Below are 14,448 nucleotides of genomic sequence, written 5' to 3'. Positions count from 1 at the left end.
CTTTGTGACGGGTTTTTTTGTGCAAAATTTTAATTTTAGGAGAAGATATGGATAATATTAAAAGTTTTAAAAGAACTAACATGTGTGCTGATGTAACAAATGAATTAGTTGGAAAAGAAGTTATTGTGATGGGCTGGGTTGCAAAAGAAAGAAACCTAGGACATATTATATTTATGGACGTTAGGGATAGATCTGGCATAGTTCAAATAGTTGTTAACGATGAAGATTGTAAAGACTACTTTGAAAAGGCTAAGACAGTAAGATCTGAATTTGTAATTGCTGCAAAGGGCCGCGTGAGAAATAGAGAGTCTGTTAATCCAAATATTTCAAATGGAGATATAGAAATTTTATGTAACGAGTTTAGAATACTTGATAAGGCACAAACCCCACCTATATATATTAAGAGCGACGACAATGTTTCAGAGGAAATGAGATTAAAATATAGATTTTTAGACCTTAGAAAAGAATCTATTCAATCAAATTTAATTAAGAGAGCTCGCCTTATTACACTTATGAGAAGCTTTTTAGATGAGGAAGGATTCATTGAAACAGAAACTCCTTATCTTGGAAAGCCAACTCCAGAAGGGGCAAGGGACTACCTTATTCCATCAAGGGTAAATCCAAATAAATTCTACGCACTACCACAAAGTCCACAGCTAATGAAACAACTTCTAATGGTGGCAGGCATGGACAGATACTATCAATTGGCAAGATGCTTTAGAGACGAGGACCTAAGGGCAAATAGACAGCCAGAGTTTACTCAAATGGACATTGAAATGTCATTTGTTGATGAAGATGATGTTATGGATATAAACGAGAGAATGGTTCAAAAGGTGTTTAAGGAACTTAAGGGCGTGGATATAGAAATTCCACTAAAGAGAATTCCTTTTGATGAAGCCATGTCAAGATACGGTTCAGATAAACCAGACCTTAGATTTGGATTTGAACTTGTAGATATTTCTGAAATTGTAAAAGATGCTGAGTTTAAAGTTTTCTCAGGAAATGTTAAAGAAGGACACTCTGTAAGGGGTATAAATATTGGTGAGTATCAAAGTGAATACTCAAGAAAGAAAATAGATGCACTGGAAAAATTTGTTAAGGACTACGGTGCTAAGGGCCTTGCATGGATTAAGGTAAATAATGGTGAAGTTAATTCTCCAATTGCAAAGTTCTTAAGTGAAGAAGAGCTTCAAAATATTTTAAATGCATTTGATGCTAAAGACAATGCACTAATCTTAATAGTTGCAGACAAAAATGAAGTAGTATTTGATTCACTAGGAGCCCTTCGTAGACATATTGCTTCAAATCTTGGATTACTTGATCCAAAGGAATTTAAAATGGCCTGGGTTGTTGACTTCCCAATGTTTGAATACTCTGAAGAAGAGGGTAGACTAGTGGCAAAACACCATCCATTCACAATGCCAAAGGAAGAAGATTTAGAATTACTTGAAACTGAACCCGAAAAGATGAAATCAAAAGCCTATGACCTTGTTATTAACGGGGAAGAAGCAGCGGGAGGATCCATAAGAATAAATAACTCTGAAATTCAAGAGAGAATTTTCAAAGCCCTTAAGCTAACTGACGAAGAAATCGAAGCAAAATTCGGATTCTTTGTTGATGCACTTAAGTATGGTACACCTCCTCATGGTGGAATTGCATATGGAATCGACAGACTTGCAATGCAAATTTGTGAAACAAATAATATTAAAGATGTTATAGCTTTCCCTAAGACACAATCTGCTACAGATTTATTAACTGGAGCTCCGGCAATAGTTGATGAAAAGCAATTAGAAGAAATACATGTGTCATTAAGAGAAGATGAAAAATAAATTCACTCAAAGGACCGAACTTTTAATCGGAACGAAGTCTTTAGAAAAACTTTCCAAGGCCAAAGTAATAGTCTTCGGCCTTGGAGGAGTTGGTGGAATATGTGCAGAGTCAATTGTAAGGGCGGGAGTTTCAAATATAACCATTGTAGACTTTGACGATGTTGATATTACAAATATCAATAGACAGATAATCGCTACGACAAAAACCGTAGGCAAGTCTAAAGTTGAAGTCATGAAAGATAGATTACTTGAAATAAATCCTGAATTAAATGTAAATCCAATTAAAGAAAAATTGACACCTGATAATATTGAAATTTTTAATCTTAATGAATATGATTATATTGTGGATTGCATAGACTTTTTAAAGGGTAAAGTAGCTTTAGCGAAATACGCTTGGGATTATAATTTGAAATTAATTTCTGCAATGGGTGCAGGAAATAAGCTTGAACCTACAGGATTTAGGGTATCAGATATATATAAAACTGAAATGTGCCCTGTTGCGCGCATTATGCGAAGAGAGCTTAAGGCTTTGGACGTTAAAAAACTAAAAGTAGTATGGTCTAAAGAAAGCCCATCAGGAGATAGATTTGTTGACGAATCTACGGGGAAAATTTCCCCTTCAAGCATAAGTTTTGTACCACCTGCCTGCGGACTTGTAATTGCAGGTGAAGTAATTAAAGATTTAATAAAGGAATGATTAAATGAAGAAAAGCGGTCTTGTAATAAATAAAGACAGTAACATGTTAGATATACTTGTAATCAGGGAGAGTGCCTGTGGTGGAAAGTGTGAAAGCTGCGCTGGATGCTCTGGAGAAGATAAGCCACTGATTATAAATGTAAAAGATGATGGAAGATTTGATAAGGGAGACAGAGTAGAACTTAACATGGACAGTTCAAAGGTGTTAAAGTACTCTGCGATGGTATATATTATACCTATAATAGCTTTTATTACAGGTGTTGTATGTGCTACAATTATACTTGGAAAGTACAATGTAAAGAGTCATGAATTTTTAAGTTTATTATTCGGAATGTTGTTCTTAGCAATTTCAATTCTTATTTTAAGAGGAATAGATAAAAAGATAAGTAAGAATACCAATGATATTCTAACTATAAAAAAAATTAACTAAATATTTTAGGAGGAATTTTAAGATGAGCTTAAGAGAACTACCACATCTAAAGGAATTTGATAGTGAAATCTATCAAGTAGTTGAAGATGAAACCAACAGACAAAGGGAGCATTTAGAGCTTATTGCTTCTGAAAACTTTATTTCAGAACCGGTTTTAGAAGCTCTAGGAACAACTCTAAACAACAAATACGCAGAAGGATATCCGGCAAAGAGATATTATGGTGGCTGTGAATATGTTGACGTTTCAGAAGACTTAGCAAGAAAAAGACTTTGCAAGCTTTTCGGTGCAGACCATGCAAACGTTCAACCTCACTCAGGAGCAAATGCAAACCTAGCTGTTTATCTTTCATGTCTAAAACCAGGAGATACTGTTTTAGGAATGAAGCTTTCAGAAGGTGGACACTTAACACATGGATCACCTGTAAATATTTCAGGACTTTACTTCAATTTTGTTGAATATGGACTAAGTTCTGAAACAGAAACTATAGACTATGAAGAAGTTAGAAAAAAAGCATTGGAACACAAACCAAAATTAATCGTAGCTGGTGCTAGTGCATACCCAAGAATAATTGACTTTAAGAAATTTAGAGAAATTGCAGATGAAGTTGGAGCATATTTAATGGTTGATATGGCTCATATTGCAGGTCTTGTGGCTGCTGGAGAACATCCAAGCCCAATCCCATATGCTGATTTCGTAACTTCAACTACACATAAGACTTTAAGAGGTCCACGTGGTGGTATAATCCTTTGTAAAGAAGAACATGCAAAGGCAATTGACAAGGCTGTATTCCCAGGACTTCAAGGCGGTCCATTAGAACATGTTATTGCAGCAAAGGCTGTATGTTTTAAAGAAGCTTTAGAAGATGGATTCAAAGACTATATAAAACAAGTTTTAAAGAATGCTAAGGTTCTTGGTGAAACATTACAAGAAGGCGGAATAAGACTTGTATCTGGTGGAACAGACAACCACTTACTACTTCTTGATGTAAGAGGACTTAACCTAACTGGTAAAGAAGCAGAAGCGCTTTTATCAGAAGTTAATATAACTACAAATAAAAATACAATTCCTAACGATCCTGAATCACCATTTGTTACTTCAGGAATAAGAATTGGTACACCTGCTTGTACAACAAGAGGAATGAAGGAAGATGCTTTCAAAAAAATTGGTGAGTTGATTATTGAAACACTAAAGAAAGAAAGAAGTCCAGAAGAAATTAGAAAAGATGTTCTAGCATTAACAGAAGAATATCCTCTATACAAATAATATTTATCCCTGGGAGAAATCTCAGGGATTTTTTGTAACTTTTTTAAAATACAGTATAATATAGAAGATGATTTTAATTCTAAAAAGATGATAAAATTATATTGTATGAAAAGAGGTGGAAATATGAGAAAACCTATAGTAGCAGTTGTAGGCAAACCAAATGTAGGTAAATCTACATTATTTAATAAAATTGTTAGAAAGAGAATTGCCATTACTCAGGATGACCCTGGTGTTACAAGGGATAGATTATATCAAGATGCAGAGTGGCAAAATAGACATTTTACACTAGTGGACACTGGTGGTATTGAAATAAAAAGTGATGATGTGTTTTCTAAGCAAATTGTCAATCAAGTTGACTTAGCAATAGAAACGGCAGATGTAATTTTATTTGTCGTAGATGCAAAGACTGGAATAACCGCTGAAGATAGAGATGTTGCAAATCTTTTGAGAAGGTCTAATAAAGAGATTATATTAGCAGTTAACAAGATAGACAGCAGAAAAGATGATGATTTAATATATGAGTTTTATGAACTTGGAATACCTACTGTAATGGGGATTAGTGCCGAAGGATCTCAAGGCATAGGGGATCTTCTAGATGAAATAGTTAAAAACTTTGAGCCAATGGATGCTGAGTTTGAAGATGATGTGACCAAGGTTTCCATTATTGGAAAGCAAAATGTTGGAAAATCTTCTTTAATCAACAGACTACTTGGAGAAGAGAGGATGATAGTTACAGACATTGCAGGAACCACAAGGGACTCTATCGACTCAAACTTCAAATATAATGGCCATGACTATGTGCTAATTGATACGGCGGGACTTAGAAGAAAAAGATATATTGATGAAGAAGTTGAAAGATATAGTGTTGTTAGAACTCTTTCTTCAATAGATAGCTCCGATATATCTGTATTGATGATTGATGCAGCGGAAGGTGTAACAGAGCAGGACTCAAAAATAATAGGATATGCCCACGATAATGGAAAGGCAATGATTATTGCTGTAAATAAATGGGATTTAATAGAAAAAGATAATATGACTCAAAGACAATTTGAAATGGACATTAGAAATAAACTTGGTTTTATAAACTATGTTCCCATAATCTTTATGTCAGTAAAAAATAATCTTAGAGTGCATAATCTTTTCCAAATGATTGAAAAGGTAAATGAAAATTATTCCATGAGAATAAGTACGGGAACTTTAAATGAAATAGTAAACGAAGCTGTTCTTCACAATGCTCCTCCTACAGATAAGGGAGAGAGGTTAAAGGTGTTTTATGCATCACAAGTTTCAACAAGACCGCCAAAAATACTTTTCCATATAAATAAAAAGGAATTAATGCACTTTTCATATTTAAGATACCTAGAAAATCAAATTAGAGAATATTTTAAATTTGAAGGTGTTCCAATATTATTTGATTTAAAACCTAGAGGACCAAGGAGTAAATAATGAAGTTTATTTTACTTTTAGCATCCTATTTAATAGGATCTATTTCATGGGCCATAATACTTGGAAAGATTTTTTGCAAAAAGGACATAAGGGATTTTGGTTCTGGAAATGCGGGAGCCACAAATGTATTACGAACTTTTGGTAAAAACTTTGCCATTGCTACCCTTATACTAGATTCCCTAAAAGGATTTATACCGTCAATAATAGGTTATAAACTATTTGGAGATGTTGGACTTCTCTTAGCAGGTGTTGGGGCAGTATGTGGACATAACTGGCCAATTTATTTTAATCTAAAGGGTGGAAAAGGTATAGCAACATCCTTAGGAGTTTTTATAGCAGTTAGTCCTTTATTGGCTTTAGAACTGGGTATAGTCTTCTTTATGACTGTAGCAATTAGCAAAATGGTATCCCTTGGATCTATAGCGGCTGCACTTGCAAGTATTTTACAAGGAATATATTATTTAGTTACAAAGAGATATGAAAGAGCTATTCTCTTAATAGCCTTGGGAGTTATTGCCATATGGCGCCATAAATCAAATATTTATAGAATTAGAGTGGGACAAGAGTCTAAACTAGGCAAAAAATAAAGATGTATGATATAATTGTTAAGTAAAATGAATAAAAATATTTCAGGAGGGTGTATGAAAGTATTAGTAGTAAACTGCGGTAGTTCATCATTAAAGTATCAATTATTTGATATGGAAAATGAAGAAGTTATTGCAAAAGGTTTAGTAGAAAGAATTGGAATTGATGGATCAAAAATATCACAAGAAGTAGGAGAAAAGAAATTATCTAAAGAAGCTCCAATGCCTACACATACTGAAGCTTTAACTTTAGTATTTGAATTTTTAACAGATTCAGAAAAGGGAGCAATTAAGAGCGTTGATGAAATCAATGCAATTGGCCATAGAGTACTTCATGGTGGTGAAGAGTATGTAGACTCAACACTTATAAACGACCATGTTAAAGAAGTTATTAAAGAGTACATCAAGTTTGGTCCACTACACAATCCAGCAAACTTAATGGGTATTGAAGCATGTGAAAAGATACTTCCAGGAAAACCAAATGTAGCAGTATTTGACACAGCTTTCCACATGACTATGCCTGCATATAACTATATGTATGGAATACCATATGAATATTATGAAAAATATAGATTGAGAAAATTCGGCTTCCATGGAACAAGCCATAAATATATTACAAGAAGGGCTGCAGAATTATTAGGAAAAGACCAAGATGATATTAACATAGTTACTCTACATTTAGGTAATGGATCATCTTTAGCAGCTGTTAAAAATGGTAAATGTTTAAACACAACAATGGGACTTACTCCGTTAGAAGGACTTATTATGGGAACAAGATCTGGTGATTTAGACCCAACTGTATTAAACTTTATTCAAAATCAAGAAGGTCTTTCAGCAGATGAAATGAACCAATTCTTAAATAAAAAATCAGGTGTTCTAGGAATATCTGGACTAAGCTCAGACTTTAGAGACTTAGAACAAGCAAGTAACGAAGGAAATGAAAGAGCGAAACTTGCACTTGATATGTTCCACAACAGAGTTAGAAAATTCTTAGGTGCTTACCTACTTGAACTTGGAGATGTAGATGCAATCTGTTTTGCAGGTGGAATTGGTGAAAACGGAATTACTACAAGAGCTGCAATATTAGAAAATCTTGAAAACTTTGGAATAAAACTAGACGAAGAAAAGAACAAAGTTAGAAAAGAAGCTTTAATTTCTGCAGATGATTCTAAGATAAAAATCTTCGTAGTTCCAACAAATGAAGAGCTTATGATTGCAAGAGATACTTTAGAATTAACTAAATAGTTGACAAGGTTTCTAAAAATCAGTATAATACTAACGTTAGATAAATTTAAATCATAACCAATTAGCTTATGGGACTGTTAGCCTCCCATAATTTAAAAATTTAAAAAGATTTAACTATTGAGGAGGTGTAACAATGGCAGTACCAAAGAGAAAAACTTCCAAAGCTAGAAGAGACAAGAGAAGAGCATCATCATATAAGTTACCTAGAGTAACTATAACTGAATGCCCTGAGTGCCATGAACCAAAATTACCACATAGAGTTTGTAGAAATTGCGGTTACTACGATGGCAAAGCAGTCTTAACAGTGGATGAAGAATAATAATATGATTAGAGAGGATGACTCCTCTCTTTTTTATTTTTGTAAAAGAGAATAACTTAGTAACACATATGCGTAATAATGTATAAATAGTTCTTTATATGGTAAAATATAGTGAGGTGTATTATGAAAATATTATTAGACACATTAGGGGCAGACAAGGGATATGAAGTAGTTGTGAAAGGTGGACTTAAATCACTAGACAACCACAATGAACTTGAAATAACCTTTATAGGTCCAGAAAAAGAAATCACAGAATTAGTAAAAGATTCAAAAAATAAAAATAGAATAGATATAATAGACACTAATGAGTACATTACAAACGATGAAGAGCCGGCTCTTGCAATTAGAAGGAAAAAGAATTCTTCAACTACTTTAGGTTTGAAAAAGCTAAAAGAAGAAGGTTATGATGGAATCCTCTCTTGTGGAAGCACAGGTGCACTTCTTGCAGGAGCAACTCTAATAGTTAAAAGAATAGATAAAATATCTAGAGGAGCCTTGACCGTAGTACTACCGGCTAAGGACTCGTATGCTCTTTTATTAGATGGAGGGGCAAATATGGACTGTACTCCAGAGCTCCTTTCACAATTTGCAATAATGGGAAATGTGTATTCAAGGGAAGTTTTGAATGTAAATAATCCAAGGGTTGGACTATTATCCGTGGGAACTGAAGAAAACAAAGGCGACAACTTGAGAAAAGAAACATATGAGCATCTAAAAAACATGGATCTAAATTTTATAGGAAATATTGAAGCAAGGGACGCCTTAAGTGGAAATGTAGATGTTATTGTTACAGATGGCTTTTCAGGAAATGTTCTTTTAAAAAGCATTGAGGGAACGGCCATTAGAATATCAGAAGTCTTAAAAGAAGGAATTATGTCTTCACTTAGAACAAAGATTGGTGCAGCATTAATGAAGCCTGCACTAAAAAATCTTAAAAGTAGTTTTGATTACAATGAAGTTGGTGCAGCACCACTACTTGGAGTTAAAAAGGCAGTTTTTAAAGCCCATGGCAGTTCCAATGAAAGGGCAGTTGAAGCTGGTATAGACAAATTAATTCAATTTATTGAGAAAGATGTTGTAAGAAAAATCGAAGAGAATTTGGAGGATTAAAATGATTTTTGATAAAGTTGCAGAAGTTATAAAAGAAGAATTTGGCGTAGAAAATGTATCAATGGATACAGTTATAAGAGAAGATTTAGGGGCAGATTCTATTGGCCTAGTAGAGCTTGTTATGGCTCTTGAAGATGAATTTAACATTGAAATAGATGACTCTAAATTAGATGAAATAATTACAGTTTCAGATGTAGTAACATATATTGAAAACAATTAAAGAGGTCAAAATTGAAATTAAGTGAAGAAAGACTTAAAAAATTAAATGATTTGGAAGAGCGTATAGGCTATAAGTTCAATGACATTGAACTTTTAGACTTCGCCTTCCATCACATTTCTAAGGTAAATGAGTCAAAAAACAAAAACTACAAGTCAAATGAAAGATTGGAATTTTTAGGAGATGCCATATTAGGCGCTGTATTTGCGGAATATTTTTTTAAAAAACATGATGAAAAAGACGAAGGAAAGCTAACAAAATTAAAGAGCATGGTTACTTGTGAACCTAGCTTTGGATACGCTGCAGAGTATTTTGACCTTGGAGATTTATTAATCATGGGAAAGGGAGAAGCAAAGTCTGGAGGACGAAAGAGAATTTCAACACTTTCCGATACATTTGAAGCTTTGATGGCATCTATTTATTTAGATTCTTCATATGAGGTTGTGTATGAACTTATCACTGTAAAGCATATAGGACTTTTTATGAAATATCTAGAAACTTCAAGTTTGAATTACAAGTCCATATTACAAAATTATATTCAAAGAGAATTGAAAGAAAAGTTGACCTATAGGCTAGATAAGTCTGTTGGGCCAGACCATGACAAGACTTTTTATGTTACTGCCCTTTGTGGGGCCAATGAGCTTGAACAGGGCGTTGGAAAAAATAAAAAGCAAGCAGAACAAGACGCTGCAAAAAATTCAATTATTAAGATGGGGATCGATTTTGAGTAAATTAAATATAATACCAGTATTTGTTCCACATTATGGTTGCCCTAATGACTGTATTTTTTGTAATCAAAGAAAGATTACAAATCAAAATTATATAAAGGATTTTGAAGAAACAAGAAAATCCATTGAAGAGTACTTAAATTATTTTTCAAATAAGGACAATGAAACTCAAATTGCATTTTATGGTGGGAGCTTTACAGGTCTTCCCATGGATGTAATGAAAGAATTTTTAAGTATTGGAAAGAGTTTTATTGACCAAGGAGTTGTAAACTCTTTGAGATTATCAACAAGGCCTGATTATATTGACGAAAATATTTTAAATATACTTAAGTCCTATGGAGTTTCAACCATAGAACTGGGGGTTCAGTCCTTAGTAGATGAAGTTCTTATTACAAACCAAAGAAATCACCTTTCAGATGTGGTCTATAGCTCTTCAAAATTAATAAAGGAATTTGGATTTAAACTAGGTCTACAACAAATGCTAGGACTATATAAATCAGATTTTAAAAAGGACTTATACACTACAGAAGAATTTGTAAAAATTGCACCAGAGTTTGTTAGGGTGTATCCAACTCTTGTTATAAAGGATAGTTTCTTAGAGAAGCTTTACTTAGATGGAAAGTACAAGCCATATTCTTTAAATGAAACAATAGAGCTATGTAAAGATATCTTTTGCAGGTTTTATAAAAATGGGATTGATGTTATAAGAATCGGTTTACAGCCGACAGATAATATTACATTAGGAAAGGATGTTGTTGCCGGCCCTTTTCATCCATCTATTAGGCAACTGACTATCCAAGAGCTATACAAAGATGCAATGGAAGAAGTTTTAAAAAACTTTTCAAAACAAGACATAGATGTATGTGTAAACAATAAAGAACTTAACTATCTTGTTGGGAACAAAGGTTCCAACAAGAAATATATAATTGAAAAATATGATATTAAAAATTTTAAAGTTCATGGAACAAAAGACGATAAGATAACAATTCAGTCAAATAAAGACATGTTAGAATTAGACATAGATAAATTTTTAAAAAGTTACAGAGGTTTGATTAGGTGAAATTAGAATCCGTTGAATTAAAGGGCTTTAAATCCTTTAAGGACAAAGTGAATTTACAATTTAATAATCCCATATGTGCCATAGTTGGACCTAATGGCAGTGGAAAGTCAAACATTTCTGATGCTATAAGATGGGTTTTGGGAGAGCAATCTGCCAAGTCACTTCGTGGAAACAAGATGGAAGATGTTATATTTTCTGGTACAGAAAAAATTGCACCATTAAACTTCGCATCTGTATCTCTATCTTTTGATAACAAAGAAAAGTGGATACCAATTGAATATGAAAAAGTTGTGGTTTCAAGAAGAGTCTTTAGAACTGGAGAATCCCAGTACTACATCAACAAAAAGGCCTGTCGACTTAAAGATATAAGAGAACTATTTATGGACACAGGTATTGGAAAAGAAGGTTATTCCATAATAGGTCAAGGTAGAATTGATGAAATTCTTTCAAATAAAAGTGAAGATAGACGCTATATTTTTGAAGAAGCTTCTGGTATTTCAAAATATAAATACAAAAAGGAAGAGGCTTTGAAAAAGCTAGACAAAACCGTTACAAATCTTGGAAGGATTGAAGATGTTTTAATACAAAAGCAGGAAAATAGAGACTATCTTGAAAAGCAGGCAAAGCGTGCAACCATTGGATTAAAGCTTACAGAAGAGATAAAACTTCTAGACCTATATTATTATTTGGTGGATGTAGAAATAATACAAAATAAATACAACGAAATAATACAGGAAAACAAGTCCATTCAAGAGGAGATTGACTCTTATAAAGAGATTATTTCTAAGCTTGAACCTAGTATAGAAGAGGAGAGTTTAAACCTTAAGTCCTTAGAAGATGAAATAAAAAGACTTTCAATTGAGGAAAGTTCTTTGAAGAATAAATTTCAAGATTACAACCTTAAACTTAAACTTACAGAGGAACGAGTTCTAAATGGTAATAGTGAAATTGATAGAATTTCAAAAGAGATTGAGTACTTTAATGAAAAGTTAAGTAAAAATAAAATAAGATCTAAGGAGTTAGATGAAGAAAGAATAGAAACAAATGATTCTCTTTTGTATCGCAAAGAAGAACTTAATGATATTAATTTTATGCTAGCAGACCTAGAAGAGGAAATTGAAAATTTAACCACAGCTTTAAGTGAAAGAGAATCAAAACTTTCTTCTTTAAAAGAGACACTTAATAATATTCAGGTTGAAAATCTAACCAGAGAAAGGCTTTTTGAAAGCAGAAGAGAAGATGTTTTAAAACTTTCTAAAGATAAGGAAGGTTTAGCAGAAGAACTTAAAGTTTTAAATGAAAGTTATGACAAGCTAAATGTTACTTACAATGAAATTAATGACAAAATATCTGAACAATTATCTTCAATAGAAAAATTAGAACATAAGATAGAAGATAACAAAAATAAGTTCTTACTATTAAATGAACAGTATCGTAAAGTCGAAGTTGATTTAAGCACAAAAGAAAGGGAGCTTAATTTCTATATAAATGTTAGAGATAACTATGAAGGTTATAGCAAACAGGTTTCAAATTTCTTCAATAGAATCAAAGGAACAAATTTAAAAAATAAATGCATAGGAACGCTGGCTGATTTAATAGAAGTTGAAGATAAGTATCTAATTGCAATTAATAATGCTCTCGGTGGTTCTCTTCAAAATGTTGTTGTTGAAAATGAATACGACGCCAAGGCATTAATCGAATTTCTAAAGTCCGAAAGAATTGGAAGACTGACATTCTTGCCTCTTAATAAGATTAATAAGCCAAATGCAAATGTTAAATTTGATGATGAAAGAATTTTAGCAGTCGCTTCAGAGCTTGTTAAATGTGAAAGTAAATTCAAAGGACTTATAAATCACTTTTTAAATAAGACATTAGTTGTTACAAACCTAGAAGATGCAATAGAAGTTTCTAAAAAGTACAACAGATATAGAATTGTTACCATTGACGGAGAAATTTTTAACTCCTGGGGATCAATAGTTGGTGGATATACTGGAAAGTCTTCAAACACAGATATTTTAAATAGAAATAATAAAATCCTAGAGCTTGAAAACGAAAATAGTATACTACATCAAAGTAAAGAGAAGTTAATTAAAGAACTTAAGGACTTGGATGAAATTTTAAAAAATTATAATAGAGAATATGAAGTAAAAAAAGCTGAAAAAAACGTAAATGAAAATGAAAAGATAGAGCTTGAGAAAAAGCTCCAAATCCTTTCTAATGATATCAATGTAAAAAAATCATTATATGAAGAAGCTGCTGGAAAATATGAAAATATTTTAAATGCATCTTCTGAAAAACTTAATTTAGAAAATCATGAAAGCATTAGCGAAGAAATTCAAAAATTAAATAGAGAATATATAGAATTGAAGTCTAATCTTGAAAAAATAAATCTAGATAATAGAACTTTAGAGATAGAAAAAATAAATATCACTTCTAAAATGGATGGTTTAGAGAGGGACTTAAATATTCTATCGAATAAGGAAAAAGATATAAAGAATGAAAATGAGGATTTTTCTCATAGGTTAAAGCTTGACATAGAATCTAAAGAAAATGTAGAGTCAGAACTTGTAATCAACAGAGAAAATATAAAAAAATATAATGATGAAATTAATGAGCTAGATAAAGAGCTTAGTGAAATTGAAAGTATTTTAAAAGAAAATGAAGCCAAATTCAAAGTTAGACAAGATGAGCTTTTAGAAAAGAAAGAAGAATTAAAGGACTACAAAGATATAAATGTAAAACTTGATTACTCAATGGGATTAAATCTTGAAAAGATTGAAAATCTAAATTCAAATATTTCTAGAATACGCAGTAATTGCCTTGAGGAATATTCGGTGTATATTGACAAGTTCACATTGATTGAAGAAGTAGAGGAGCCTACTAGAAGTAAACTTAAATCGTTAAAGAAGGATTTAAGAAATCTTGGGTATTTTAGTGTAGATACGATTGAAGAATTTAAAATTGTAGATGAGGATTTAAATTTCCTTTTAAATCAAAAAAATGATTTATTAAAATCAAAAAATGATATTGAAGAGATAATAAAAAATCTTAATAAAGAAATGAAGGAGATGTTTACTACTTCTTTCAAGGATATAAATAATAGATTTCAAAAGATTTTTAGAATTCTCTTTGATGGAGGAAATGCTGAACTTAAACTAGAGGGTTCAAATCCTTTAGAGTCTGGAGTGGAAATAGTTGCAGAGCCACCTGGAAAAAAATTGCAGAATTTAACACTTTTATCCGGTGGAGAAAAATCACTAACAGCGGTTGCGCTACTATTTGCAATATTTGAAACAAGACCGTCACCGTTTTGTATTTTAGATGAGATTGACGCTGCACTTGATGAGGCAAATATAACAAGATATACAAGTTATTTAAAGTCGCTTACAGATCAAACTCAATTTATTATGATATCCCATAGAAAAACGACAATGGAGATTGCAGACGTACTATATGGGGTAAGTATGGAGGAAGAAGGAGTTAGTAAAGTGGTTTCCTTAAAATTAAAATAGGAGGTAC

Annotated in this window: 13 protein-coding genes and 1 other annotated feature (1 of these 14 running past the window's edge); all 13 genes read left to right on the top strand. The window is 32.3% G+C overall.

All coding sequences use genetic code 11. From position 1 onward, the window contains the following. Window positions 1–5 (top strand) — a binding site (T-box leader) (it extends 168 nt beyond the left edge of the window). Between the two features lie 42 nt (window positions 6–47). Further along, complete coding sequence (gene aspS / locus L6651_RS02205; protein ID WP_237036425.1) at window positions 48–1,829, top strand: aspartate--tRNA ligase; 1,782 nt, start codon at window positions 48–50, stop codon at window positions 1,827–1,829. Beyond that, a complete protein-coding gene (locus tag L6651_RS02200) occupies window positions 1,819–2,526 on the top strand; it encodes a tRNA threonylcarbamoyladenosine dehydratase (protein WP_237036424.1) in 708 nt (235 codons plus the stop codon). Before aspS ends, L6651_RS02200 begins: the two co-directional genes overlap by 11 nt. Before the next feature lie 4 nt (window positions 2,527–2,530). Next, a complete protein-coding gene (locus L6651_RS02195; protein ID WP_237036423.1) occupies window positions 2,531–2,956 on the top strand; it encodes a SoxR reducing system RseC family protein in 426 nt (141 codons plus the stop codon). A gap of 22 nt (window positions 2,957–2,978) precedes the next feature. Then, window positions 2,979–4,220 carry a serine hydroxymethyltransferase gene (gene glyA / locus L6651_RS02190; protein ID WP_237036422.1) on the top strand — a complete coding sequence of 414 codons (1,242 nt, stop codon included), beginning with the start codon at window positions 2,979–2,981 and terminating at the stop codon, window positions 4,218–4,220. 123 nt (window positions 4,221–4,343) lie between these two features. Next, on the top strand, window positions 4,344–5,666 hold the full coding sequence (der, locus tag L6651_RS02185; RefSeq protein ID WP_237036421.1) for a ribosome biogenesis GTPase Der: 1,323 nt from the start codon (window positions 4,344–4,346) through the stop codon (window positions 5,664–5,666). After that, on the top strand, window positions 5,666–6,253 hold the full coding sequence (gene plsY, locus L6651_RS02180; protein WP_237036420.1) for a glycerol-3-phosphate 1-O-acyltransferase PlsY: 588 nt from the start codon (window positions 5,666–5,668) through the stop codon (window positions 6,251–6,253). Before der ends, plsY begins: the two co-directional genes overlap by 1 nt. A gap of 54 nt (window positions 6,254–6,307) precedes the next feature. Continuing rightward, window positions 6,308–7,495: an acetate kinase gene (locus L6651_RS02175; RefSeq protein ID WP_237036419.1), complete on the top strand. Its 1,188-nt coding sequence runs from the start codon at window positions 6,308–6,310 to the stop codon at window positions 7,493–7,495. A gap of 133 nt (window positions 7,496–7,628) precedes the next feature. Next, a complete protein-coding gene (gene rpmF, locus L6651_RS02170; RefSeq protein ID WP_237036418.1) occupies window positions 7,629–7,814 on the top strand; it encodes a 50S ribosomal protein L32 in 186 nt (61 codons plus the stop codon). Between the two features lie 123 nt (window positions 7,815–7,937). After that, window positions 7,938–8,924 carry a phosphate acyltransferase PlsX gene (gene plsX, locus L6651_RS02165; RefSeq protein WP_237036417.1) on the top strand — a complete coding sequence of 329 codons (987 nt, stop codon included), beginning with the start codon at window positions 7,938–7,940 and terminating at the stop codon, window positions 8,922–8,924. 1 nt (window position 8,925) lies between these two features. Continuing rightward, entirely contained in the window at window positions 8,926–9,144 is a 219-nt protein-coding gene (acpP, locus tag L6651_RS02160; RefSeq protein ID WP_237036416.1) for an acyl carrier protein, read from the top strand. Between the two features lie 11 nt (window positions 9,145–9,155). Further along, on the top strand, window positions 9,156–9,872 hold the full coding sequence (rnc, locus tag L6651_RS02155) for a ribonuclease III (RefSeq protein ID WP_237036415.1): 717 nt from the start codon (window positions 9,156–9,158) through the stop codon (window positions 9,870–9,872). Continuing rightward, the gene (locus L6651_RS02150) at window positions 9,865–10,929 is read left to right on the top strand and encodes an elongator complex protein 3 (RefSeq protein ID WP_237036414.1); all 1,065 of its coding nucleotides are present in this window, start codon (window positions 9,865–9,867) and stop codon (window positions 10,927–10,929) included. Before rnc ends, L6651_RS02150 begins: the two co-directional genes overlap by 8 nt. Further along, entirely contained in the window at window positions 10,926–14,441 is a 3,516-nt protein-coding gene (gene smc, locus L6651_RS02145) for a chromosome segregation protein SMC (protein ID WP_237036413.1), read from the top strand. The genes L6651_RS02150 and smc overlap by 4 nt, the downstream gene beginning before the upstream one ends. Window positions 14,442–14,448: the final 7 nt, after the last annotated feature.

Source organism: Mediannikoviicoccus vaginalis, from assembly GCF_928097925.1.
Taxonomy (GTDB): domain Bacteria; phylum Bacillota; class Clostridia; order Tissierellales; family Peptoniphilaceae; genus Mediannikoviicoccus; species Mediannikoviicoccus vaginalis.
The sequence above is the reverse complement of the archived record's forward strand: the minus strand, read 5'-3'. Positions and strand labels throughout refer to the sequence as shown.